This window comes from Cognatilysobacter bugurensis, from assembly GCF_014652095.1.
GTDB lineage: Bacteria > Pseudomonadota > Gammaproteobacteria > Xanthomonadales > Xanthomonadaceae > Cognatilysobacter > Cognatilysobacter bugurensis.
The window spans coordinates 411,154-434,708 of record NZ_BMYD01000001.1 but is presented as its reverse complement, the minus strand read 5'-3'; the positions used below and the strand labels follow the sequence as shown (position 1 = coordinate 434,708).

Annotated in this window: 21 protein-coding genes; 7 read left to right on the top strand and 14 right to left on the bottom strand. The window is 69.0% G+C overall.

Annotated features, from left to right (window positions below; translation table 11 throughout):
* Positions 1-513, top strand: a complete 513-nt coding sequence (locus IE075_RS02135) for a DNA-deoxyinosine glycosylase (RefSeq protein ID WP_189452839.1) — start codon at positions 1-3, stop codon at positions 511-513.
* Here the strand turns inward: IE075_RS02135 and IE075_RS02130 are convergent.
* The 11 genes from IE075_RS02130 to prmB form a co-directional block, all read right to left on the bottom strand.
* Positions 506-1,456 (bottom strand): isopenicillin N synthase family dioxygenase, encoded by a 951-nt coding sequence (locus IE075_RS02130; RefSeq protein ID WP_189452838.1) that lies wholly within the window; start codon positions 1,454-1,456, stop codon positions 506-508. The two genes, IE075_RS02135 and IE075_RS02130, sit on opposite strands and share 8 nt — an antisense overlap.
* Before the next feature lie 96 nt (positions 1,457-1,552).
* Positions 1,553-2,896 carry a phosphoglucosamine mutase gene (glmM, locus tag IE075_RS02125; RefSeq protein WP_189452836.1) on the bottom strand — a complete coding sequence of 448 codons (1,344 nt, stop codon included), beginning with the start codon at positions 2,894-2,896 and terminating at the stop codon, positions 1,553-1,555.
* The gene (accD, locus tag IE075_RS02120) at positions 2,893-3,783 is read right to left on the bottom strand and encodes an acetyl-CoA carboxylase, carboxyltransferase subunit beta (RefSeq protein ID WP_189452834.1); all 891 of its coding nucleotides are present in this window, start codon (positions 3,781-3,783) and stop codon (positions 2,893-2,895) included. The genes glmM and accD overlap by 4 nt, the downstream gene beginning before the upstream one ends.
* An 82-nt stretch (positions 3,784-3,865) precedes the next feature.
* A complete protein-coding gene (gene trpA / locus IE075_RS02115) occupies positions 3,866-4,657 on the bottom strand; it encodes a tryptophan synthase subunit alpha (protein ID WP_189452832.1) in 792 nt (263 codons plus the stop codon).
* A gap of 106 nt (positions 4,658-4,763) precedes the next feature.
* On the bottom strand, positions 4,764-5,975 hold the full coding sequence (trpB, locus tag IE075_RS02110) for a tryptophan synthase subunit beta (protein WP_189452830.1): 1,212 nt from the start codon (positions 5,973-5,975) through the stop codon (positions 4,764-4,766).
* 98 nt (positions 5,976-6,073) lie between these two features.
* Positions 6,074-6,730: a phosphoribosylanthranilate isomerase gene (locus IE075_RS02105; protein ID WP_189452828.1), complete on the bottom strand. Its 657-nt coding sequence runs from the start codon at positions 6,728-6,730 to the stop codon at positions 6,074-6,076.
* Positions 6,727-7,521: a tRNA pseudouridine(38-40) synthase TruA gene (truA, locus tag IE075_RS02100; protein WP_189454727.1), complete on the bottom strand. Its 795-nt coding sequence runs from the start codon at positions 7,519-7,521 to the stop codon at positions 6,727-6,729. The genes IE075_RS02105 and truA overlap by 4 nt, the downstream gene beginning before the upstream one ends.
* A 35-nt stretch (positions 7,522-7,556) precedes the next feature.
* Complete coding sequence (locus IE075_RS02095) at positions 7,557-9,761, bottom strand: FimV/HubP family polar landmark protein (RefSeq protein ID WP_189452826.1); 2,205 nt, start codon at positions 9,759-9,761, stop codon at positions 7,557-7,559.
* 73 nt (positions 9,762-9,834) lie between these two features.
* Positions 9,835-10,851, bottom strand: a complete 1,017-nt coding sequence (locus IE075_RS02090) for an aspartate-semialdehyde dehydrogenase (protein ID WP_189452823.1) — start codon at positions 10,849-10,851, stop codon at positions 9,835-9,837.
* Between the two features lie 153 nt (positions 10,852-11,004).
* Positions 11,005-12,141, bottom strand: a complete 1,137-nt coding sequence (aroC, locus tag IE075_RS02085; protein WP_229792266.1) for a chorismate synthase — start codon at positions 12,139-12,141, stop codon at positions 11,005-11,007.
* A gap of 92 nt (positions 12,142-12,233) precedes the next feature.
* Entirely contained in the window at positions 12,234-13,175 is a 942-nt protein-coding gene (prmB, locus tag IE075_RS02080; RefSeq protein WP_189452819.1) for a 50S ribosomal protein L3 N(5)-glutamine methyltransferase, read from the bottom strand.
* A gap of 92 nt (positions 13,176-13,267) precedes the next feature.
* Between prmB and IE075_RS02075 the strand changes: the two genes are divergently transcribed.
* A complete protein-coding gene (locus IE075_RS02075; protein ID WP_189452817.1) occupies positions 13,268-13,915 on the top strand; it encodes an SCO family protein in 648 nt (215 codons plus the stop codon).
* On the top strand, positions 13,912-14,757 hold the full coding sequence (asd, locus tag IE075_RS02070; protein WP_189452815.1) for an archaetidylserine decarboxylase: 846 nt from the start codon (positions 13,912-13,914) through the stop codon (positions 14,755-14,757). The genes IE075_RS02075 and asd overlap by 4 nt, the downstream gene beginning before the upstream one ends.
* A 59-nt stretch (positions 14,758-14,816) precedes the next feature.
* Here the strand turns inward: asd and IE075_RS02065 are convergent, their stop codons facing one another.
* Positions 14,817-16,394 carry a transglycosylase SLT domain-containing protein gene (locus IE075_RS02065; protein WP_189452813.1) on the bottom strand — a complete coding sequence of 526 codons (1,578 nt, stop codon included), beginning with the start codon at positions 16,392-16,394 and terminating at the stop codon, positions 14,817-14,819.
* Positions 16,395-16,577: 183 nt separating this feature from the next.
* On the opposite strand from IE075_RS02065, the gene IE075_RS02060 reads away from it, so the two are divergent.
* The 3 genes from IE075_RS02060 to IE075_RS02050 all read left to right on the top strand — a co-directional run bounded on the left by IE075_RS02060 (position 16,578) and on the right by IE075_RS02050 (position 20,058).
* The gene (locus tag IE075_RS02060) at positions 16,578-18,116 is read left to right on the top strand and encodes a helicase HerA-like domain-containing protein (RefSeq protein ID WP_189452811.1); all 1,539 of its coding nucleotides are present in this window, start codon (positions 16,578-16,580) and stop codon (positions 18,114-18,116) included.
* 54 nt (positions 18,117-18,170) lie between these two features.
* The gene (locus IE075_RS02055) at positions 18,171-18,614 is read left to right on the top strand and encodes a hypothetical protein (protein ID WP_189452809.1); all 444 of its coding nucleotides are present in this window, start codon (positions 18,171-18,173) and stop codon (positions 18,612-18,614) included.
* A 169-nt stretch (positions 18,615-18,783) separates the two neighbouring features.
* Positions 18,784-20,058, top strand: a complete 1,275-nt coding sequence (locus IE075_RS02050) for a hypothetical protein (RefSeq protein WP_189452807.1) — start codon at positions 18,784-18,786, stop codon at positions 20,056-20,058.
* Positions 20,059-20,065: 7 nt separating this feature from the next.
* On the opposite strand, the gene IE075_RS02045 is transcribed toward IE075_RS02050, so the two are convergent.
* Complete coding sequence (locus tag IE075_RS02045; protein ID WP_189452805.1) at positions 20,066-21,508, bottom strand: rhomboid family intramembrane serine protease; 1,443 nt, start codon at positions 21,506-21,508, stop codon at positions 20,066-20,068.
* Positions 21,509-21,626: 118 nt separating this feature from the next.
* On the opposite strand from IE075_RS02045, the gene greB reads away from it, so the two are divergent.
* Positions 21,627-22,130 (top strand): transcription elongation factor GreB, encoded by a 504-nt coding sequence (greB, locus tag IE075_RS02040; protein ID WP_189452803.1) that lies wholly within the window; start codon positions 21,627-21,629, stop codon positions 22,128-22,130.
* Positions 22,131-22,139: 9 nt separating this feature from the next.
* Here greB and rimO read toward each other — a convergent pair whose 3' ends face one another.
* Positions 22,140-23,507, bottom strand: a complete 1,368-nt coding sequence (gene rimO / locus IE075_RS02035; RefSeq protein WP_189452801.1) for a 30S ribosomal protein S12 methylthiotransferase RimO — start codon at positions 23,505-23,507, stop codon at positions 22,140-22,142.
* Positions 23,508-23,555: the final 48 nt, after the last annotated feature.

Below are 23,555 nucleotides of genomic sequence, written 5' to 3'. Positions count from 1 at the left end.
ATGCCTGTCCTGCAGGGACTTCCCCCGATCGAAAACCCCGATGCCCGCGTGCTGATCCTGGGCAGCATGCCGGGCGGGATGTCGCTGGAGCTCGGGCGGTATTACGCGCACCCGCAGAACCGCTTCTGGCAGTTCATGCAGTCAGTGTTGGGCGTCGATGCGCGCGCGCCCTACGAAGCGCGCATCGCGGCCATGCGAGGGTCCGGGGTGGCGCTTTGGGACGTGCTGGCCGAGTGCGAGCGCGAAGGCAGCCTCGACAGTGCAATCCGCGCGGAGGTGGCGAACGACTTCGAAGGATTTCTTTCGGCGCACCCGCATCTCAAGCTCATCGCGTTCAACGGGGCCAAGGCCGAACAGAGCTTTAGGCGCTCTGCCCTGCCCCGCCTGGGCACGAACGTGCCGGAGTTGCGGCGCCTGCCCTCGACGAGCCCGGCGAACGCGTCGCAGAGCGAGTCCGCCAAGCTCGACGCCTGGCGCGACGCGCTTCGCGACGCCGGCATTGCGGTTACTTGAGCTTGATTTCGCGCAGGCGCTCTTCGAGATACCCCTGCGCCGTGATCGCCTCCGGGTAGCGACTGGGGTTGTCGGGCGTCACGCACGACGGCAGCACGTCGATCACGAAGTCGGGATTGGGATGCAGGAAGAACGGCGTCGAGTAGCGCGGCTGGCGCGCCTTGTCGCCCGGCGGGTTGACGACGCGGTGCGTGGTCGACGGATACACGTGGTTCGTCAGGCGCTGCAGCATGTCGCCGATGTTCACGACGATCGTGTCGGCATCGGCGGTGAACGGCACCCACTCGCCCTTGCGCGAGCGTACTTCGAGACCCTCGGCGCTCGCGCCGACGAGCAATGTGATGAGGTTGATGTCCTCATGTGCGCCGGCACGAACGTTGGGGACGTCCGGCGTTGTGATCGGCGGGTAGTGGATCGGCCGCAAGATCGAATTGCCCTGGTCGGTCTTGTCGACGAAATAGTCCGCCGGAAGTCCGATGTGCAGTGCGAGCGCCGACAGCACCTTCGAGCCGAGGTGATCCAGCGCCTGGTAGAGGCCATAGCCGACCTCGCGGAACTGCGGTACTTCGTCCGGCCATAGATTCGGCGGCATGACGTCCGCGTACTTCGAATCGCCCGGAATCTCGCGACCGATGTGCCAGAACTCCTTGAGATCGAAGTGCTGGGCGCCCTTCGCGGTCTCGACGCCGAACGGCGTGTAGCCGCGCGCGCCGCCGCCGCCCGGCACGTGGTACTTGCGCTTGACCTCGTCCGGCAGCGCGAAGAACTCGGCGAACACCCGATACGCGTCATCGATCAGCGACTGCGCGATGCCGTGGTTGCGGATGCCGGCAAAGCCCCATTCGCGATACGCCGCGCCGAGTTCGGCGACGAACGCTTCGGCGTCGGCCGTACTGGTCGGATCGATGAAGCGGCGGATGTCGAGGGTCGGGATCTGGCTCATTTGCAGTCGGACTGAAAAGTGAAACGTGCAGCGCCGGGTATGCGCTGCGCGCGGGTTAGCCGCGGGCCCGGCAACGCGGACCCGCGACCCTCTGACTCACGCAGCCGCGCTTCGCACCGCAGCCGAGAGCCGCTCGAGCGTGCTCTGCATGAGCGCCGCATCGTCAGCCTCGACCGTCACGCGCACCACCGGCTCGGTGCCCGACGGGCGCAGGAACGCGCGCCCACGGCCGTCGACCGCCACCTGTGCTTCGGCGAGCGCTTCCTGGACAGACGCGGCCTCCACGGGCTTCTTGCCGGCACCGAAACGCACGTTGACGGTCTTCTGCGGCACCTTTGCAAGGCCCGACAGCGCTTCGCGCAGTGAGAGGCCTCGGCGCGACAGCACTTCGAGCACCTGCAGCGCGCTGACGATGCCGTCGCCGGTGCTCGACCGGTCCAGGCACAGCAAGTGCCCCGAGGTTTCGCCACCCAGGACGCCGTCGTGTGCGATGAGCTGCTGATGCACGTAGCGATCGCCGACCTTCGCGCGGATGAAGCCGATCCCGCGCTCGCGGAACGCGCGCTCGAGGCCGTAGTTCGTCATCAGGGTGCCGACGACGGGCCCCTTGAGGCGGCCGTGCTGCTGCCAGTCGTTCGCCAGCAAGTACAGCAGGTCGTCGCCGTCGCGCACCGTGCCCTCGCCGTCGACGAACAACACGCGGTCGCCGTCGCCGTCGAACGCGATGCCGAGGTCAGCGCCCGTTTCGAACACGCGTGCCGCGAGCTTCTCCGGATGCGTGGAGCCCACGCCTTCGTTGATGTTGACGCCGTTCGGATCGATGCCGATCGCGTCGACGCGCGCGCCGAGTTCGCGCAGCACGAGCGGGCCGAGCTGGTACGTGGCACCGTTCGCACAGTCCATGACCACGCGCATGCCGCCGAGGTCGAAGCCGCGCGGTACGGAGTTCTTGCAGGCCTCGACGTAGCGACCGATCGCGTCGCGCGTGCGCACGGCCTTGCCGAGCTCTTCGGAGGACACGGTGCGGAACGGCTTCTCGAGCGCAGCCTCGATTGCGAGTTCGGTCTCGTCGTCGAGCTTTTCGCCCTCGGCCGAGAAGAACTTGATGCCGTTGTCGTGGTGCGGGTTATGCGAGGCCGAGATCACGATGCCGCCGTCGGCACGCATCGAGTGCGTGAGATGCGCGACCGCGGGCGTCGGCATCGGGCCCATGAGCTGCACGTCGACGCCGGCGGCGACCAGGCCGGCCTCGAGCGCCGCTTCGAACATGTAGTTCGAGATGCGCGTGTCCTTGCCGATGATCACGACGGGGTTGCGCCAGCCACGGCGGCGCAGCGCGTGGCCGTAGGCGTTGCCCAGGCGCAGCACGAAGTCGGCGGAGATCGGGCCTTCGCCCACGCGGCCGCGGATGCCGTCGGTGCCGAAATACTTGCGGGTCATTCGTTCGTTGCCGCCTCTTCGCGGGGTTGGGGGTGCTTCATCAACAACGCCAACAGCTGCCCCAACCGGCTGCGGAGCTCGCGGCGATCGCAAATCTGGTCGATCGCGCCGTGCTCCACCAAGAATTCGCTGCGCTGGAACCCCTCGGGCAGCGTCTCGCGGACGGTCTGCTCGATGACGCGGGGGCCGGCGAACCCGATCAGCGCTTCGGGCTCGGCGATGTTGATGTCGCCGAGCATCGCGAACGACGCCGAGACGCCGCCGGTCGTCGGGTGCGTGAGCACCGAGATGTACGGCAGGCCCGCGGCGCGGAGGCGGCCAAGCGCCGCGGACGTCTTCGCCATCTGCATCAGCGAGAACAGGCTTTCCTGCATGCGTGCACCGCCGCTGGCGGAAAAGCACACGAACGGACAGCGCATCTCGAGCGCGGTTTCGGCCGCGCGGGTGAAGCGTTCGCCGACGACGGAGCCCATCGAGCCGCCCATGAAGGCAAAGTCGAATGAGCAGGCAACAAGCGGGTTCCCGTAGAGCTCGCCGCGCAGCGCGATCAGCGCGTCGCGCTCACCGGTGCTCTTCTGCGCCGCACGGATGCGATCGCTGTAGCGCTTCTGGTCGCGGAACTTGAGCACGTCGGTCGGACCAAGCTCGGCTGCGATCTCCTGCGTCGAGCCGGGATCGAACAGCGAAGCCAGGCGCGCGCGGGCGCGGATCGGCATGTGGTGGTTGCACTTCGGGCAGACCTCGAGGTTTTCCTCGAGCTCGGGCCGGTACAGCACGGCCGCGCACCTGTCGCACTTTTCCCAAAGGCCTTCCGGCACGCTGCGCCGCTTGGCGTTGGCGCCGTCGGTGCGGATGCCGGACGGCATGAGTTTCTTGAGCCAGGACATGCGTGCGGGGACCCTCGTTCAGGCAATCGAACGCCGGCCCCAAGGGCCGGCCAGCGCGCCAGTGTAGCCGCGTGACCGCGGCTCAGGCATCCAGAGCCGCGCGGAGCGGCTGCAGGAACGTGCGCGCCGCAGCGGCCGGATCGGCAGCGTCGGCAATCGCGGCGACCAGTGCGCTGCCCACCACGACGCCGTCGGCCTCGCGTGCCATCGCGGCAGCGCTTGCGGCGTCCTTGATGCCGAACCCCGCCACGACCGGAACGGGGCTGTGGGCGCGGATCGTCTGCAAGCGCTGACCCGCGACGCCGGTGTCGAGCCGGTCGGCGCCGGTGACGCCAGCAAAGCTCACGTAGTACAGGTATCCGACCGCCTGCGAGCACAGGTGCGCGATGCGCGCATCGTCCGTCGTGGGCGCGGCCAGCAGGATCAGGGCCAGCCCGTGTCCTGCGAACGCGTCCCGGAACTCGCCCGCCTCTTCGGGCGGGAGGTCAACCAGGAGGACACCGTCGACGCCGGCGGCCACGGCATCGGCGGCGAAGCGCTCTGCGCCCCGGATCTCGACGGGATTGAGGTAGCCCATCAGGACCACCGGCGTGTCGGCATCGGTTTCGCGGAAGCGGCGCACGCACTCGAACACATATGCGAGCCCGGCCCCGCGTGCGATCGCGCGCTCGGAGCTGCGCTGGATCGTCGGACCGTCGGCCATCGGGTCCGAGAACGGCACGCCGAGCTCGAGCACGTCGGCGCCGGCTTCGGCGAGTGCACGCATCACCGGCACGGTCGCGTCCAGCGATGGGTCACCGGCGGTGATGAACGGCACCAGCGCCTTGCGGCCTTGCGCACGGAGCTGCGAGAAACAGGCGTCGATTCGGGTCATGGCGCGGCCGGGACGGTGGAAATCAGTGAAGGGGCAAGAGCGAAACGCAACACGCCTTAGGTCCGCGCGGCACATGCCTGCGGCCTGGCTGGCTCGGGACGGCGCTTCAGAACGTCAAACCGTCGCGTGATGCGATGGTGTGCACGTCCTTGTCGCCGCGCCCAGACAGGTTGCACAGCACGAGCGCATCCTTCGGCAACTCGCGCGCGAGCTTCTCCGCCTGCGCGATTGCGTGGCTGGACTCGAGCGCGGGCAGGATGCCTTCGGTGCGCGCCAGCCTGTGGAACGCGGCGAGCGCTTCGTCGTCTGTCACGCCGACATACTCGGCCCGGCCCATGTCCTTGAGGAACGCGTGCTCGGGCCCGACGCCCGGGTAATCGAGGCCGGCCGACACCGAGTGCGTCTCGATGATCTGGCCGTCGTCGTCGCACAGCACGTAGGTGCGGTTGCCGTGCAGCACGCCGGGGCGACCTGCCGCAAGAGACGCGGCGTGCAGGCCAGAAGCGATGCCCTCGCCCGCTGCTTCAGCACCAACGATGCGCACGCCGGCGTCGTTGAGGAACGCGTGGAAGATGCCGATTGCGTTGCTGCCGCCACCGACGCAGGCGGTCACGGCATCTGGCAGTCGGCCGTATTCGGCCAGCATCTGCGCACGGGCCTCGCGACCAACGACGGAGTTGAAGTCGCGCACCATCCGCGGGTACGGGTCGGGGCCCGCGACGGTGCCGATGATGTAGAACGTGTTGTCGACGTTCGTGACCCAGTCGCGCATCGCTTCGTTGAGTGCGTCCTTGAGCGTCGCCGACCCGCTCGTCACCGGGACCACCGTCGCGCCGAGCAGCTTCATGCGGTAGACGTTGATCTTCTGGCGCTCGATATCCGTCGCGCCCATGTACACGATGCACTCGAGCCCGAGGCGGGCCGCGACCGTCGCCGACGCGACGCCGTGCTGGCCTGCGCCGGTCTCCGCGATGATGCGCGGCTTGCCCATGCGCGATGCGAGCAGCGCCTGCCCGATCGTGTTGTTGATCTTGTGCGCGCCGGTGTGGTTCAGGTCTTCGCGCTTGAGCAGGATCTGCGCGCCGCCGACTTCGTCGCTGAGGCGACGTGCGTGGTAGATCGGGCTTGGGCGGCCGACGTAATGCGCGAGGTCACGCTCGAACTCGGCGATGAACTGCGGGTCCACGCGCGCCGCGTCGTACGCGGCCGCGAGTTCCTGCAGCGGGCCGATCAGCGTCTCGGCAACGAAGCGTCCACCAAAGCGACCGAAATGGCCGTTCGCATCGGGAAAAGCGTGGAAATCGGTCGGAGAGTTCATCGACGTACGGGCGGCGTGGCCGACCCCGGTGTGGCAGCGGGGGGCCAGTGTAGGCCAATCGCCGAGCGCGCCGCCTCGCCGCAGCGGGCGGTTGGCGGTCAGTCGGCGTTGCAGTCGGCGCGACGCACTTCCTCGACGAAGCGACGCATGCGATCGCCGTCCTTGACGCCGGGCGCAGCCTCGATGCCGCTCGAGACGTCGACGCCCCACGGCATGGTGTCGCGGACGGCCTGAAACACGTTGTCGGGCGTGAGCCCGCCCGCGAGCACGAACGGCTTTTGTAATCCGGCCGGCAGCCGGCCCCAGTCAAACGTGCGCCCGCTGCCGCCGCTCTCGCCGCCGCCGTGGCTGTCGAACAGAAAGCCCGCGGCGCTTGGATATCGGCGATGCAGCGCGATGCCGTCCTCGCGAGAGCCATTGCCTCCCATAGGCACGGCCTTGAGGTACTGCACGCCGAACCCGCGGCAGAACGCGTCATCCTCGTCGCCGTGGAACTGAAGCAAGCTCGGACGCACCTGTCGCACGACTTCGCGCACTTCGTCCTGCGAGTTGTCCATGAACAGCGCGACCACGTCGACCAGCGGCGCGAGCGCCTGCCGCATCGCACGCGCCTCTTCGGCTTTCAGCCGGCGCGGGCTCTTCTCGGCGAACACGAAGCCGACGGCGTCCACACCGAGCTCGCTGGCAAGACGCACGTCGCCGGCGCGGGTGAGGCCACAGAACTTGATGCGGGTGCGAAAAGGGGTTCGATTCACAGGGTTACCTCTGCAGGCAACTTCCATTGGGCGGGGTACCGCGGGCCAAGGAACACGAGGCCTGCGGCCGGAGCGGTCGGACCGGCGACGGTGCGATCGCGTCCGGCCAGCAATTCACCGATCCACGATTCGTCTCGTTCTCCACGTCCGACCATGAGCAGGCTTCCGACAATATTTCGCACCATGTGATGGAGGAATGCATTGGCCTGCACCTGCACTTCCACGATGTCGCGCTCGCGTCGCACCACGATGTCCTGCATTTCGCGCCGCGCGTGTGCCGCCTGGCAATGCACGGTACGAAACGCGGAGAAGTCGTTTTCGCCGAGCAATGCCTGCGCTGCGCGGTGCATCGCATCGGCATCGAGCGATCGCCGCTCCCAGCTCAGGTACTGCCGTTGCAGCGCGGGCCGGACCGGTCGATTGAGGATGCGGTAGCTGTAACGGCGCGCGCGGGCGGAAAAACGCGCGTGAAAATCACCTTCGACAGGCAGGCACCACCGCACGCACACCGCAGGAGGCAGGCGCGACGTCACACCGAGCGTCCAGCCGCGCGGATCGCGGTGCACGGGGCTGTCGAAATGCACGACCTGCCCGGCCGCGTGCACGCCTGCATCGGTGCGTCCGGCGCAAACGACGTCGATGCGGGCACCGGCCACCGACGAGACGGCGTCCTCGACGGCCGACTGCACCGTCGGCTCGTTGCGCCGATCCGGCTCACCCGGCCGCGTGAGCCGCTGCCAGCCTGAGAATTCGCTTCCGTCGTACTCGATGCAGAGCGCGATCCGCTGAATCGCGGTATCGCCCGAACCCGTGTCTGACTCCACCGCTATTCGATCTCACGGAGCATGCGCATTGCGCGCTGCTTTGACGCATGGTCACCAATCACGGCGACCTCGCCGAGCAGCTGGCGTGCGCTGTCGGTATCGCCGAGATCCAGATAAGCCTGCGCGAGCTCAATTCGCTCGTTGACGGGAGCATCCGCGAGCGGATCGGGAGTCGGTTCGATCTTCGACTCGTAAGGATCGACGACCAGCTCCGGCTCCGGCTCCGGCTCCGGCTCCGGCTCGGGCTCGGGCTCGGGCTCGGGCTCGGGCTCGGGCTCGGGCTCGGGCTCGGGCTCGGGCTCGGGCTCGGGCTCCGGCTCCGGCGGCAAGCCGGTCGGCGGCATCGGGGTCGAGTGCGGCGCGTGCCACGGCGGCAGCCCGGTGTCATCCTGTTCGCGCGGCGCGTCCTCCTCCGCGAGGTCCGGACCGGTCCAGTCGTCGGCGTCGGCGTCGGCGTCGGTGCCGGGCTCGGTGCTGGCCGCGGCGTCGCGAGCTGGCGGCTCGTACACAGCACGAAGTTCGTCTTCAAACCCCACGGGCGCGGCTGCCGGCTCCTGCTCGTCGTGGGCTTCAGGCTCCACAACGCGGATTACCGGGGCCGGCGCAACGGGGGCGAACTCGCGCTCGTCGACGACTGCGTCCGCATGCTCGTCGTTGCGCGCATGCTCGGCCTCAAGCGCCGGCTCCTGTGGCGGGGCTGCTTCGTGCTCGAGTCCGGACGACCCGATCGGTGCAATCCCGCCCTCGTCGACGCCGCCCGGCGCGACCACGAGCCGATCGTCGTCCTGCCCGCGCAAGGGAAACGCGGCGGCGAGGTCGCTGGCGGCCGAGCCGGCGGGAGCACGGAACGGCGCTGGCGCGGGGCGTCTGCGGGCCCACCATGCGGCAAGGGCGATCGCGAGCAGCGCAGCTGCGCCGAGGATCCACGGCAGCATGCCGCCCTCGGCCTCGCGCGCCTGCGGGGGCGGCGTCGCGGTCGCGGCGGGCGCGGCCATGCGCTGCTGCGCGGCCGCCAGCTCGGCGTTCTTCAGTGCGAGCAGGCGCTGCTGGTCGGACTGCAGCTTCTCAAGCTCCGCAACGCGGCTCTTAAGGTCCTGGAGCTCGGCGTCGCGGGCCGCGAGCGTTTCGCGGGTCTGCTGGAGTTCCTGTCGAAGCATCGTGCCCTCGCCGCCGGCCTGCTGACCGGACTGGGTGCCCGCCTGGGTCGCGCGGTTCGCGGCAGGCGGGACAATTTCAAGACGTGCGTCAGCGCTGGCACGTGGCGCTGTGGCGGGCTTCGCAGTGGGCGCTTGCGGAGTGCTGGCCTGCCGTTGCTGCGCCTGCGGAGTGGCTGTGGAGTCAGCCTGTGGTGGGCCAGCGTCGACGACGGCCTGGCGGCGCGCCTCGCGCCACTGGCGCATGCGATCGCGCACGATCTGCGACGCCTGCGCGGCATCCACGGCAGCCACCTGGGCGGCCGCGGGCACACGCAGAACCGCGCCACGGCGCAGCCGGTTGATGTCACCCTCGATGAACGCATCGGGGTTCGCGCGCAGCATCGCGATCATCGCCTGATTCAGCGATGTTCCGTCGTCGAGCCCGAGACGTGACGCAATCGCTGCGAGCGTCTCGCCGCGGCGCACGGGGCCGTACTCATTGGGCGTCGGCGACGGCGCGTCACCGGGGGGCGGTCCGGCAGCGGGCTGCACCCGGTCGGTTTCGGCGGCCTGCTGCGGTGCGCTGACGGGACGCTGGATCGTATTCGACGGCGCGGCAATCGGTGCCTGGATCGGCGGCTGCACGGGCGCGGCGATCGCGCTCGGCGTGTCGATCAGCGCCGAGTACTCGCGCACGAGGCGGCCCTGTCCCCAGTCGACCTCGACGAGGAATGTGAGCAGCGGCTGGTCGATCGGTCGATCACTGGTGACGCGGATGACGGGCCGGCCATTGCGATCGCGGGTGACGTCGAAGCGCAGATCGGTGACGGCGCCCTGCGGCGGCTGGAGGCCGATCCGCGCAAAGGTTTCAGGCGATGCGAGGCGCGCCTGCAGGTCGTCGAGCTCGCCGGGCGTGGTGCTGATGATCGGGATTTCGGCGATCAGCGGCTGGCCGGCACGCGAGCGCACCTCGATCTGGCCAAGCCCCAGGGCAGCCGCCGTGCCGCTCGCGAGTGCGAGCGCGGCCGACACGGCCAGCGTCAACGTCGGATGCCGCAGCCAATGCTTCAAGACGGATCCCTGCAAATCTCCAATGGCCGCGACTCTAGCCGCGGCCACCGGGAAGGCGCAACGCAAGCGGTGCTCAGCGCTCGGCCAGCACGAGCTCCGCGAGCTGGACCGCGTTGAGCGCAGCGCCCTTGCGGATGTTGTCGGCAACGATCCACATCGACAGCCCGCGCGGGTGCGAGATGTCCTCGCGGAGGCGGCCGACGTAGACCGGATCCTGACCCGACGCATGCGTGACGGCGGTGGGATAGCCACCACCGACGCGCTCGTCGACGATCTCGAGTCCGGGCGCCTGCTCGAGCAGCTCACGGGCGCGCTCGACCGTGATTTTATCGCGCGTCTCGATGTGGACGGCCTCGGAATGGCCGTAGAACACGGGCACGCGCGCCACGGTGGCATTCACGCCGATCGACTCGTCGCCGAGGATCTTGCGCGTCTCCCAGACGAGCTTCATTTCTTCGGTGGTGTAGCCGTTTTCCGTGAAGTCGCCGCCGTGTGGGATCACGTTGAACGCGATCTGCACCGGATAGACCTCGGGCTCGGCGTCCTGGAAATTCAGCAGGCGTGCGGTCTGCTTGCCAAGCTCCTCGAGCGCGCGGCGCCCGGTGCCCGACACCGACTGATACGTGGCGACATTGAGACGCGTGATGCCCGCCTCGCGGTGGATCGGTGCAAGCGCGACGAGCATCTGCATCGTCGAGCAGTTCGGATTGGCAATGATGCCGCGCGGGCGGTTGCGCACCTGCTCGGGGTTCACTTCGGCGACGACGAGCGGGATGTCGTCGTCGTATCGGAATGCCGAAGAGTTGTCGATCACGACGGCGCCCGCGGCCGCGAACTTCGGTGCGAACTCCTTCGAAACGCTGCCGCCGGCCGAGAACAGCGCGATGTCGACGCCGCTCGGGTCGAACGTCGCAAGGTCCTCGACGGCGATCTTGCGGCCGTTGAACTCGACTTGGCTGCCGGCCGAGCGCGCGCTTGCGAGCACGTGCAGGCGCGCGATCGGGAACTTGCGCTCGGCGAGGATGTTGAGAAGGGTTTCGCCGACGGCGCCGGTCGCGCCGACGATGGCGACGGTGACTTGCTGGGTCATGGTGTGCGGGTCCGGATGAGGTCTCGGCAGGCGCCCAAGGGTGCGCCTGCCCGGATGCATCGCGCGAATGGTCGCCGATGCAGGTAGGGGGGCAAACTCGTGGTGCGGCGCAGTCGCGCGTTATCGCCCGCAGGCGAGCGCAGCGGCTGGCCGCTATCGTTTCACGTCGGGGTCAATGCCGTCGGCGATCGCGCCCGGCACGCGCGGTGACACGTCGCCGACATCGCCGCACTGCGCGCGATGGCGCAGCGCCTGGTCCATGAGTACGAGCGCGACCATCGCCTCGCAGATCGGCGTCGCGCGGATGCCGACGCAGGGGTCGTGGCGCCCGGTGGTAATGACCTCGACCGGGTTGCCGTGCACGTCGAGCGTGTCGGCGGGCAGCCGCAGGCTGGAGGTCGGCTTGAACGCGACCGAGCACCGCAGCGGCTGGCCCGTGCTGATGCCGCCGAGCACGCCGCCGGCATGGTTCGACGCGAAGCCGCCCTGCCCCATGAGGTCGCGATGCGCACTGCCTTTCTGCGAGACGCTCGCAAACCCGTCGCCGATCTCCACGCCCTTGACCGCGTTGATGCTCATGAGCGCGGCCGCGAGTTCACCGTCGAGCTTGCCGTACACCGGCTCGCCCCAGCCCGGCGGCAGCCGGTCGGCGATCACGTCGACGCGCGCGCCCACCGAGTCGCCTGACTTCCGCAGCACGTCCATGTAGGCCTCGAGCTCGGGCACCTGCGCGGCGCACGGCCAGAAGAATGGGTTCGATTCGATCTCGTCCGCGAAGAAGCGTGCCGGCACGATTTCGCCGAGCTGCGACAAGTGCCCCTGCACGCGCACGCCATAACGCTCGGCGAGCCAGCGCTTGGCAATCACTCCGGCTGCGACGCGCATCGTCGTCTCCCGCGCGCTCGACCGCCCGCCGCCGCGCGGATCGCGCGTGCCGTACTTCTGCCAGTAGGTGTAGTCCGCGTGACCCGGCCGAAACTGCTCGGCGATCGCCCGGTAGTCCTTGCTGCGCGCGTCGGTGTTGCGGATCAGGAGGGCGATCGGCGTGCCGGTCGTATGCCCTTCATAGACGCCGCTCAGGATCTCGACTTCATCCCCCTCGCGTCGTTGCGACGTGTGCCGGCTGCGGCCGGTCGCGCGGCGTTCGAGGTCCGCGGCGAAATCGTCGGCCGCGATCGCCAGGCCCGGCGGACAGCCGTCGATCACGCAGCCAATCGCCGGCCCGTGGCTTTCGCCAAAGGTCGTCACGCGCAGCAGGTGTCCGAAGGTGTTCACGTCGGGGTGGCTCAAGGGTGGAGGCGCAGCATGCATTCGACAGCGGGCGCTGTCGAATGCCGTCTGGTCATCACTGCATCACAGGCGGATGCAGCGGCTTTGCGCCCTCAGCGTTTCGACGGGTCGCGCGCGTCGGCGAGTTCGCGGATGCGGTCGGCATGCGCGACGAGGTCGGTGCGCTCGGCGACGAAGATGCCCATCTGCCCGACCTTGAACTCGACCCACGCGAGCGGCAGTTCCGGCAGCAGCTCGACGAGTGCGCGCTCGGCCTCGCCGATCTCGCAGATCAACACGCCGTCGACGCTGAGGTGCTTCGGCGCGTCGCGCAGGATGCGCAGCGCGAGGTCCAGACCATCGTGGCCCGCGCGCAGGCCGCGGTCGGGCTCGTACGAGTACTCACGCGGCAGTGCGTCGGTCTCGTCGTTCGTGACGTATGGCGGGTTCGTCACGATGAGGTCGTAAACCTCGCTCTGCAGGCCGTCTAACAGGTCGGACTTGCGCAGCGTGACGTTGTCGGTGTGCAGGCGCGCCTTGTTCTCGTGCGCGAGCGACAGCGCGTCGTCGTCGATGTCCGCGCCGGTGACATCCCAGTGCGGGTGGTAGTGCGCCGTCGCGATCGCGATGCACCCCGAGCCGGTGCACAGGTCGAGCACGCGCTCAATTTCGCGGCCCCCGAGCCACGGCTCGTAGCCGTGCGGGATCAGCTCGGCGATCGGCGAACGCGGCACGAGTGCGCGGCTGTCGCTCTTGAAGCTCAGGCCCGCGAACCAGGCCTCGCCCGTGAGATACGCGGCGGGCACGCGCTCGTCGATGCGGCGGCGGAACAGTTCGAGCACCTTCGCCTTCTCCTGCGCGGTCACGCGCGAGGCGCCGTACACCGGGCTGAGATCGTGCGGCAGGCGCAAGGCGTGCAGCACCAGCTGCGTGGCCTCGTCGAGCGCGTTGTCGTAGCTGTGGCCGAACGTGAGCCCGGCCTCGCCGAAGCAGCTGCCGCCGTAGCGGATCAGGTCGATGATCGAGACCTGTTCGAAGGTGGCATCGGCGGTCATGGCGGTACGCGCGGCAGCGCAGGTGAAAACGGGGCGGCGATTATAGCGGCGGGCGCCCGCTATCATGGCCGCGCACCTTCGCTGGACCCGACATGTTCAATCGCACGACGCTCATGATCCTCATTGCCGCGCTTGGCGCCGGTCTTGGCCTGCTCGTCGCGCAGCGCGTGTTCGATGCGCCCCCGGCGGCCGCGGACGCCCCGGCCCTGCAGGCCGCCCGCCTGCTGCCGCCGCGGGAACTGCCGGCGTTCTCGCTGCGCCAGTCCGACGGAACGCCGCTCGTGCCGGGCGAGCTGCGCGGCCATTGGACGGTCGTGTTTCTCGGGTTTACGCACTGCCCCGACGTGTGCCCAACCACGCTCGCGCAGCTCTCGCAGGCGCAGAAGCGATGGGAAACGCTGCCCGAATCGGTGCGCCCGCGCGTGCTGTTCGTGTCGGTGGACCCCGAGCGCGACACGCCCGACCGCATCGGCGAGTACGCGCACGGCTTCCACCGCGACACGCTCGCCGCCACGGCTGACGTGCCTGCGCTGGAGCAGTTCACGCGCTCGCTGAGCCTGGTGTTCGCAAAGGTTGCGGCGGGCGAAGGTCGTCCGGAAACGGAGTACACGATGGATCACAGCGCGACCCTGGTGCTGCTCGACCCGCAGGGCCGCATGGCCGGCATCGTGCAGGCGCCGTTCGATCCGAATGCCGTCGGCACCGATCTGCTTACGCTCACGAAGGAAGCGGCGCGATGAGTCTGATGACCCAACTCACCTACGTGCTGCCGCACCGGCTTCTGTCGTCGGTCGCGCGACGGCTCGCGTATTCCGATCACCCGCGCATGAGCGCGTGGCTGATCGACACCGTGACGCGCAAGTTCGGCGTCGACCTCACCGAAGCGGCGCAGCCCGACGCGCGCCAGTACAAGACGTTCAACAGCTTCTTTACGCGCGAACTTCGCCCCGGCGCGCGCTCCCCGGATCCCGACCCGCGCGCGCTGGTGATGCCCGCCGACGGCCGCATCAGCCAGTGCGGCCGCATCGAAGCCGGCCGTATCCTGCAGGCCAAGGGCCAATCGTTCACGGCGGCCGAATTGCTCGGTGACGTCACCGCGGCCGAGCCGTTCCTGCACGGCCTGTTTGCGACCGTCTACCTGTCGCCGAAGGATTACCACCGGGTCCACATGCCGTGGACGGGCACGCTGCGCGAGACCGTGCACGTGCCGGGTCGACTCTTCAGCGTGGGCCCTGCGGCGGTCGCTAAGGTGCCCGGCCTGTTCGCGCGCAACGAGCGTCTGGTGTGCCACTTCGACACCGACTTCGGCCCGATGGCAGTCGTCATGGTCGGGGCGCTGCTCGTGTCGGGCGTCGAAACCGTGTGGAGCGGCGAGGAGATCCCGCACTACGGCACGAAGATCACGGTCAAGGACTACCGCGGCGCCGGCATCACGCTCGGCCGCTTCGCGGAGATGGCGCGCTTCAATTACGGCTCGACGGTGATCGTGCTGCTGCCGCCGGGCGTGGCCGAGCTCGCGCCGGACCTGTGCGCGGAAGGCGCCGTGCGGCTCGGGCAAAAGCTCGCACGGCTCGTCGATTAAGCGAAGCCCCGCCGCTCGAGGCGGGGCGCGGCGTTTCTCAGGCCTCCCTGCGGTGGGCCTCAGCCCTCGCCGTCGCAGCCGTCGAGCTTGAGCCGCTGGCCCGGGCGGATCATGTAACGCGGGCCTTCAACGCGGTTCGCATCGGCCAGCGTGCCGATGCGGCATTCGAACTTGCTTGCGATCGACGTCAGCGTCTCGCCGCGCTGCACGCGGTACTCGCGCGGCGCCGGCGACTTCTTCTTCGAGTCCTTTGCCGCTGCCGTCGGGACGGCGGGCGCCGCGGCCTCCGGCTGCGCGGGTGCAGGCGCGGGTGCGGTTTCGGTGATGGCGGGCTTAGCCGCCGGCACCGGTGCACCGGTGCGCACAATGGCGCGGCCCGGATCGCTTGCGACGAGCGTGCGCGCCAGGTCCGCGCGTTCGCCCTGCGCGCACCAGCGGTTGTAGAGGCCGACCATCTTAGTGGTCACGTTGAGCGTCGTGCCCGCCGGGATCGCCTGATCCGCCTCGTAGCGCGGGTTGAGGTTGCGCAACACGCGCATGTAGCCGTCGCGAGTGCCGCCGTTGCCCAGGCAGATCGTGAGTTCGTAGATCGATGCGGTGCGCGCAAGCTTCAGCGTCGCCTGGCGCGTGTCGACCTTCGGGAACGTGAGGCCGTATTCCTTCGGATGCAGGTACAGCCACGCCGCGGCGATGACCATTGGGACGTAGTCCTTGGTCTCGGCCGGGAACTGGTTGTAGACGTCCGCGTCCCAGAAGCTGCGGCCGCCGCTCTCGCGGTAGACGCGGCGCGCGCGGCCTTCGCCGCCGTTGTACGCGGCGAGCGACATCTCGATGTTGCTGTCGAGTTCGCGGAAACGCTCGTTCAGATACGCCGCTGCCGCGTTCGCCGCCGACTGCGGGTCGTAGCGCGTGTCGAAACCCGTGCCGTCCGGACCGAGCCCGAAGCGCTTGCCGGTGGCCGGCATGAACTGCAACGGCCCGACCGCGCCCGCGCGCGAACCCACGTGCACCTTGCCGTTGGATTCCTTCGCCATGATGCCGAACAACAGCGCCTCGGGCAGGCCGCTGCGCTTGAACGCCGGCGACATCAGGTGCTGCATGTGCTGGTAGTTCTCGTGGCTCTGGATCAGCGTCACGCGCATGTCCGTGAGCCAGCGGCGGATGCCCGCCTGCACCGCCGGGTTGTACTGGACCATGCGCTTGAAGCGCTCGTTGTCCTCGGTGAGCAGCGAAGCCGCTTCGGCGGCGTTCGGCACGCCACCTCCGATGGACTCGTCGACCAGCGTCGTATCGACGTCCTCATCGACCGGCGAGGCATCCGCGTTCGACTTGAGCAGTCGCTTGAACGCGGCGAGCATGTTTGGCATCGAGCAGCCGCGCTGCTTGCCGCAGGCCGTGATCACGTCCTCCATGTCCTCGAGCGCGCCATCGGCGGCCTGCCGGGCGCCCGGGTCGTCGTTGCGTGCCGCGACGGTCGCTTCGCGATAGCGCGCCTCGGCGGCTTGCATCCGCTGGCTCAAGGCACCGACGGCGGCCTGGTCACGGCGCGACAGCGCGGCGGCGTCGAACGAAAGCACGACGAGCGTGGCGAAGGCGAGTGGCGCGAGACGCGCAGGAGAGCAAACCGGAAGGGGCATGGCGACAGGCACGACGGGGGAGCCGGGAGGGTAGCGATCGCATATGCGCACCCGCAAGGCGACGCGCCCTATTCATGCCCGTTGCGCGGACGCCATTCACCTGCGGCCTCGCAATGCGTGACCGGCTTCACGGGGCAACGGCGCGCATGGCTAGAATCGAAGCAACCTCCGCTGGACCCCGCCATGCACGACGCCGCTTCGCCCGTCTCCGGTGTACTGCTCGGCAAGACGGACACAGGTCACGAACCCGTGGTGCTGCACGCCCGGCTCGCCAACCGCCATGGGCTCGTCGCGGGCGCGACCGGCACCGGCAAGACGGTCACGTTGATGACGATGATCGAGGGCTTTTCGCGGCTCGGCGTGCCGGTGTTCGTGTCCGACGTCAAAGGCGACGTCGCCGGGCTGGCGATGGCGGGCGGCGCGAACGAGCGCGTGCAGGCGCGCGTGGCACAACTCGGACTCGACGACCATGCGCCGGCAGCAAACCCCGTCGTGTTCTGGGATGTCTTCGGCGAGCACGGCCACCCGGTGCGCACGACGATCAGCGAGATCGGCCCGTTGCTGCTCGCGCGCATGCTCGAACTCAACGACACACAGGCCGGCGTGCTCGACATCGCGTTCAAGCTCGCGGACGACCGGGGACTGCTGCTGCTCGACCTCGCGGACCTGCGCGCCCTGCTTTCGCTGATTGCCGACGAGCGCAAGATGGTGTCGTCCGAATACGGGCTCGTCAGCTCGCAATCGATCGGCGCGATCCAACGCGCGTTGCTGCGCTTGGACAGCGAAGGCGGTGAACAGTTCTTCGGCGAGCCCGCATTGGAACTTGCGGACCTCGTGCGCACCGCGCCCGACGGCCGAGGAGTCGTCAACATCCTCGCGAGCGAAAAACTCGTCCAGCGCCCACGTCTTTATTCCACGATGCTGCTCTGGCTGCTGTCCGAACTCTTCGAGCAATTGCCGGAGGTCGGCGACCTCGACCGCCCGCGCCTCGTCTTCGTGTTCGACGAAGCGCACCTGTTGTTCGACGACGCGCCCCCCGAATTGCTTCGCCGCGTCGAGCAGGTCGTGCGCCTGATTCGCTCGAAGGGCGTTGGCGTGTACTTCTGCTCCCAGTTTCCCGACGACGTGCCCGACGCGGTGCTGGGCCAGCTCGGCAACCGCGTGCAGCACGCACTGCGCGCATTCACGCCACGCGACCAGAAAGCGGTTCGGACCGCGGCAGAAACGTTTGCGTTGAACCCGTCGCTCGACGTCGCCAGCGCGATCGGCACGCTCGCAACGGGCGAAGCCCTGGTGTCCACCCTGCAGCCGGATGGCACGCCGATGCCGGTCGAGCGCACGCTCATTACGCCGCCGCGCTGCCGCATCGGGCCGATCAGCGCGGATGAGCGATCGCGCCTGCGCGCCAGCAGCCCGGTCGGACTGCAGTACGACACGCCCGTTGACCGCGAGTCCGCCGCTGAAATGCTGGCGCGCAAGGCCGAAACGCGTGCGAGCGAGACCGATGCGCCACCGGTGCGCAATCCGGTCTCCACGGACGCCACCGTGGAGCCTGCACGTGGCAGGGCCGACACGATTCGTGATGCGGTGTTTGGCACTGGACGGCGGCAAGGTCTGGTCGAAACCGTGGCCAAGCAGGCGGCGCGCACGGTCGGGAGCCAGATCGGTCGACAGCTGGTGCGCGGCGTGCTCGGGGGGCTGTTCGGCGGTCGACGCCGTTGACGCATCGCGCGCGTCGCATCGAGACATTCAATTCCACATTGCCGGAGACACGAGATGATCCGATCCATCGCCACCCTGACCTGCCTGGCCCTGTCCCTGGCCGCGTGCAATCGCGACGAGCCAGCGCCCGCTGCGGAGACGCCGGCTCCGGTCGCCGCCCCCGCCGTCGAGGCGCCACCCGCGGAAGTCGCCCCCGCCCCCGCGGCCCCGGCGGCGTTTGAGATGCGCGATTACGCCGGCACGTTCGTCGCAGGCGGCGACCGCTTGGAACTCGGCGCGGACGGTGTCTACCGCCTCTCCGAAGGCGGCGCGATGCGCGACGGCACGTGGACCGTCGAAGAAAACGACACCCGCGTCCGGCTCGACCCGAACAGCAAATCCGAGGCCGACCGCGTGTTCGCGATGGACGGCCGTGACCGCCTCATGGTGCTCGACGAGGCGGGCCAAACGCGCGCCGGCGCCGCGCCATGGGCGCGCGAGGCTGTGCCCGCGCAGTAATCGATCAGCGGACCGCCCCTTGGCAAGGACGTGACGGCGATCGCACAATGCGGCGGCACTTACGCCAGGACGGCTCCGGACACGCACGGATTGCGCACGCCGCATTGAATGCGGCGCGTCGACACCGCAGCGCCCTGCCGTGACGACTCGCCGCAGGGGGCGGCCCGCCATGACCTACGCACGCACCACCCGGACCCGCCCGGCGCACACGCCTGAGCCTTTCTGGCAGCGGCTCCGCCCGATCATGCTGTACCCCGTGCATGGCGCGGCGCTGTACACGCTGATCGCGCTGACGCTCTTCAGCCTGCTCACCTTCATTCCGGGCATCGGCACGATGATGCGGGGCCTGCTGTGGCTCACGGCATACAAGTACGGCTTCGAGATCTTGCGGGCCACCGCCGACGGGCGCCCCGAGTCGCCCGAAGGGCCACTGAGCTTCGACAACGGCGTGGTGTGGCGCCTCATCGGGCTGCAGGTGCTTGCGGTCGTCGCGGTGCTCGGGGTGTTGGCAGCGTTTGGCCCGGGTGCCGCGTTGTTCGCACTGGCGGCGGTCGCGTTCCTGCAGCCCGGTTGCATCATGTCGCTCGCAATGGACGGCAGCCTGCGCCGTGCACTGAACCCCGCCGTTTCGTTCGGCGTAGTGGCGCGAATCGGCTGGCCTTATCTGGCCGTGGTGGGCCTGCTGTTCGTAATCCAGGCGAGCGCCGGCTCCGCGTCCGAACTGCTCGGCGGCCGCATGCCGCCGGTGATCGGCGACCTCGTCATCACCTTCCTGTCGCTGTGGGCGCTGTTCGCAACGTTCCACCTCATGGGCTACCTCGTGTTCCAGTACCACGACGCCCTCGGCTACTCGCCCGAAGCGCTGCACGACGCCCTGCCCGACCTGCACCGCCCCGACGCGGCCCTGCTCGAGGAGGCCGAATCGCTGGTACGCGACGGACACACGCTGGCTGCGATCGAGCGTTTACGCGGTGAGCTGCGCGTTCGCGCGATCAGCGTCGATGCACATGAACTCTTGCACCGGCTGCTGCGTCAGTCCGGGGACGCTGCTGCCGTGAGCGAACACGGCGCGACTTATCTGAACCTCTTGCTGCTCGAGCGGCGCGAGCGCGAGGCGCAGACGCTGCTGCGCACACTGATCGACCTCGACCGCGACTTCGTCCCGCTGCAGACGGCGCACGTTGTGCTGCTGGCCTCGCGTGCGCGCGACGCAGGCCAGTCCCAGCTCGCGGCTGACGTGTTCGACGCAGCGCTGCGCCGACATGGGCGCGACGCGGACGCACCCCACTGGGGCCTGGATCTGGGGATGCTTCTCCTGGATCGCCTCGGGCGCGACGCCGACGCACGCGCCGTACTCGAGCAGGCACGCGAGCGCTGCGAAGACGACGCACTGCGCGCGCGGATCGACACCGCACTCCAGCTCGCCCGCGCGCTGCCCGCCTGACCGCGACTCAAGGATTGTCGAGCAGGAACTGCGCCTTCGCCGCTTGCGGCGAGCCGACGAAGCGCTCGGCCACCGTGCGCAGTGCCGGAAGCCCCGCGTCACGCGGCCCATGCGCGAGCGCGAGGCGGAACCACAGAGCCGCAAGCTCTTCGGATGCCTCGCACTGAAGCCCCGCCAGCGCGGCTTCAGCGGCGTCGAGCGCGCCGGAGTCGATCCAGCGCGCCGCGAGCGCCCGGCGCTGGGGCTCGGGCACGCCGTGGCCCGAGGCATCGAGTTCACGCAGCACCGCGAGCTGCGACGCGATGCCTGCCGCATCGCGGGCGTCGACGGCGAGCGCGTCCCAGCCACGCTCGGCGACCTCGGCGCGCGCGCCGTTGCTCGCGACTCGGTAGCGGGCCAGACGCAGGTCCAGCCGCTGCGGTTGCTCGGCCGCGAGCTCGGTCAGCAGCGCGTCCGCCTCGTCGAGCCGCATCCGCCCTAGCAGCGCCTGGGCCCGCGTCCAGCGGTCGTCTGCGATATCGCCGGACGCCGCGTCTTCGATGAACGCGCTTCGGACCTGCCCCGTCGCCGCGAACGCGAGCCCGACGAGAGCCCCGGTCACCAGACCCCCCGCATGCGCGTCGAATGCGATCCCGGCATCGGGTTGCATCATGAGGTTCAGCACCTCCCAGCCGAGCCAGGCCGGCAGCAGCCAGATAGCGGGCGCACGCACGTAGTCGAACACCACGAGCAGCCAGTAGAAAAAGCGCACCGGGCGCCGGCCCCAGACAACGCAGAACGCGCCCATCAGCGCCGCGACCGCCCCCGAGGCGCCCAGGCCGCCCGATGGGTCTCCCCATCGCCAGGCGAGCGAGGCCGCGCTCGCGCCAAGTGCGCCGAGCAGGTACAGCGCGAGAAGGCGCGGTGGGCCGAGCGCGCCTTCGACCAACAGGCCGAGCGCAACGAGGAACACGAGATTGCCGATCAGATGCGCTGCATCGGCATGCAGGAACGCGGAGGCCAGCATGCGCCACGGATCCACCTCGTTGCTCCGCAGCAGGTGTCGCAGCGTGAACACGCGATCGACATACGGCGCAAAGGCCGCGCGCAACTCGCGATGACGCGCGGTCACCGCGGCATCGTCGAACAAGGCGCCGCGGTCGAGTTCCGCACGGAACCCCACATCCGTCTCGGCCTCGGCGAGCGCCGCGCCCGGCTGGGCCGCTTCGGGAAGCGCCTGCCAACGAGCCTGCGCATCGCGCACGCGCCCGCGCTCGAGATGGCGTTCGTACGCCTGCGTCTCGATCGCGGCCAGGCCGGACTCGACATAACGGCGCGTCGCAGCCTCCATTGCCGCCTCGTCACGACGCTGCGGACCGAAAAACACGAGCAGGTTGGCGAGCACGAGCAGCGCAGTCACGAATGGAAACGTCGCGCGCGTCAGCGGACGGTGCAGTGGCAGGATCAGCATGTCGGCCCCCAGGCGATGCACCAGCGTCGCGGCTGCGCACCATGCATGCAAGCGTCTGTATGCAGTGCAGGCGGCCAGCGCATTACCATCGCCGGCCCGCCGTAGCACGACGTCGCCCATGAGCCGCTGGCGCCCACCTGCCGAAAGCAGCACCGCCCTGATCACCCGGGGCGGCCACGAGCGCCTGAAAGCCGAGCTCGACGAGCTGTGGCGCGTGCGGCGGCCCGAGGTCGTCAAGGCGCTCGCGGCCGCCGCGGCCGAAGGCGATCGCTCGGAGAACGCAGAGTACACCTATCGCAAGAAGCAGCTCGGCGAGATCGACCGACGCGTGCGCTACCTCAGCAAGCGCGTCCCCGCATTGCGCGTGATCGAGACGGCGCCCAGCGACCCCGAGAGCGTGTTCTTCGGCGCGGTCGTCGAACTCGAGAATGCCGCCAGCGGCGAATGCCACCGTTATCGCATCGTTGGCCCGGACGAGACCGACGCGAAGCAGGGCTGGATCAGCATCGATTCGCCGCTCGCGCGCGCGATGCTCAAAAAGCGCATCGACGACGAGTTCGACGCGCAGTTGCCGGCGGGACCGCAGCGATTCGCGATCGTGGACGTGCAGTACCCCGGCTGAGCCGCGGGGTCAGTCGTCGAACGCGACCTCGCCGTACAGGTCGTGCTCGTCGCTGCCCATGATCTCGACATCGACGAACTCGCCCGGCTTCAACCCGGCTTCGAAGCCATTCTGGATCTGCACGAGGCCGTCGATCTCGGGCGCGTCGGCCATCGACCGCGCGATTGCGAGGTCGCCGTCCACCGCGTCGACGAGGCAGCGCTGCACGGTCCCGACCTTTGCTTCCAGTCGCGCCGCGGAGATGTCCGCCTGGCGCTCCATGAAGCGCGCAAGCCGCTCCTGCTTCACCTCGTCCGGCACCGCGTCGGGCAGCGCGTTCGCGGTGGCGCCCTCGACCGGCGAGTAGGCGAACGCGCCCACGCGATCGAGCTGCGCCTCGTCGAGGAAGTCGAGCAGCTGCTCGAACTCGGCCTCGGTCTCGCCCGGGAATCCGACGATGAACGTCGAACGGATCGTGAGCTCGGGGCAGATCGACCGCCAGCGCTGGATGCGCTCGAGCGTCTTGTCGACCGCGCCCGGCCGCTTCATGAGCTTGAGGATGCGCGGGCTCGCGTGCTGGAACGGGATGTCGAGGTACGGCAGCAGTTTGCCGTCGGCCATCAGCGGGATGATCTCGTCGACGTGCGGATACGGATAGACGTAGTGCAGTCGCGTCCAGATCCCGAGCTCGCTCAAGCCCTCGCACAGCGACTTCATGCGGGTTTGGTACGCGCGATCGCGCCAGGTGCGCTCCGCATAGCGCACGTCGACACCGTACGCCGACGTGTCCTGCGAGACCACGAGCAGTTCGCGTACGCCGCCACGCGCGAGGCGCTCGGCCTCGCGCAGCACTTCATCGACCGGACGTGAGACCAAGTCGCCCCGCATCGACGGAATGATGCAGAAGCTGCAACGGTGGTTGCAGCCTTCGGAAATCTTGAGATACGCGTAATGCTTCGGCGTGAGCTTGATGCCGATGTCGTCTTCGGCCGCCGCGCGCCGCGGCACAAGGTCGATGAACGGATCGTGCTTCGGCGGCAGGGCGGCATAAATCGCGTTCATCACGCTTGCGTAGTCCTGCGGGCCGCTGATCGCGAGCACGTCCGGATGCGCCTCGCGGATCTGCTCCGGGCGCTTGCCGAGGCAACCGGTCACGATGACCTTGCCGTTCTCGGCAATCGCCTCGCCGATCGCATCGAGCGATTCGGTCACGGCGGAGTCGATGAAGCCGCAGGTGTTGACCACGACGACGTCCGCGTCGTCGTACGTCGGCACGATGTCGTAGCCCTCCACGCGCAGCTGCGTGAGGATGCGTTCGGAGTCGACGAGCGCCTTCGGACATCCGAGGCTGACGAAACCGACTTTGCCGCTGCGAGGCGGCGCGTCGTTGAGGGACATAAAAACTCGACCGTAGAAAACGGGCGCCGCGGCGGGTGCCGGGCGCGA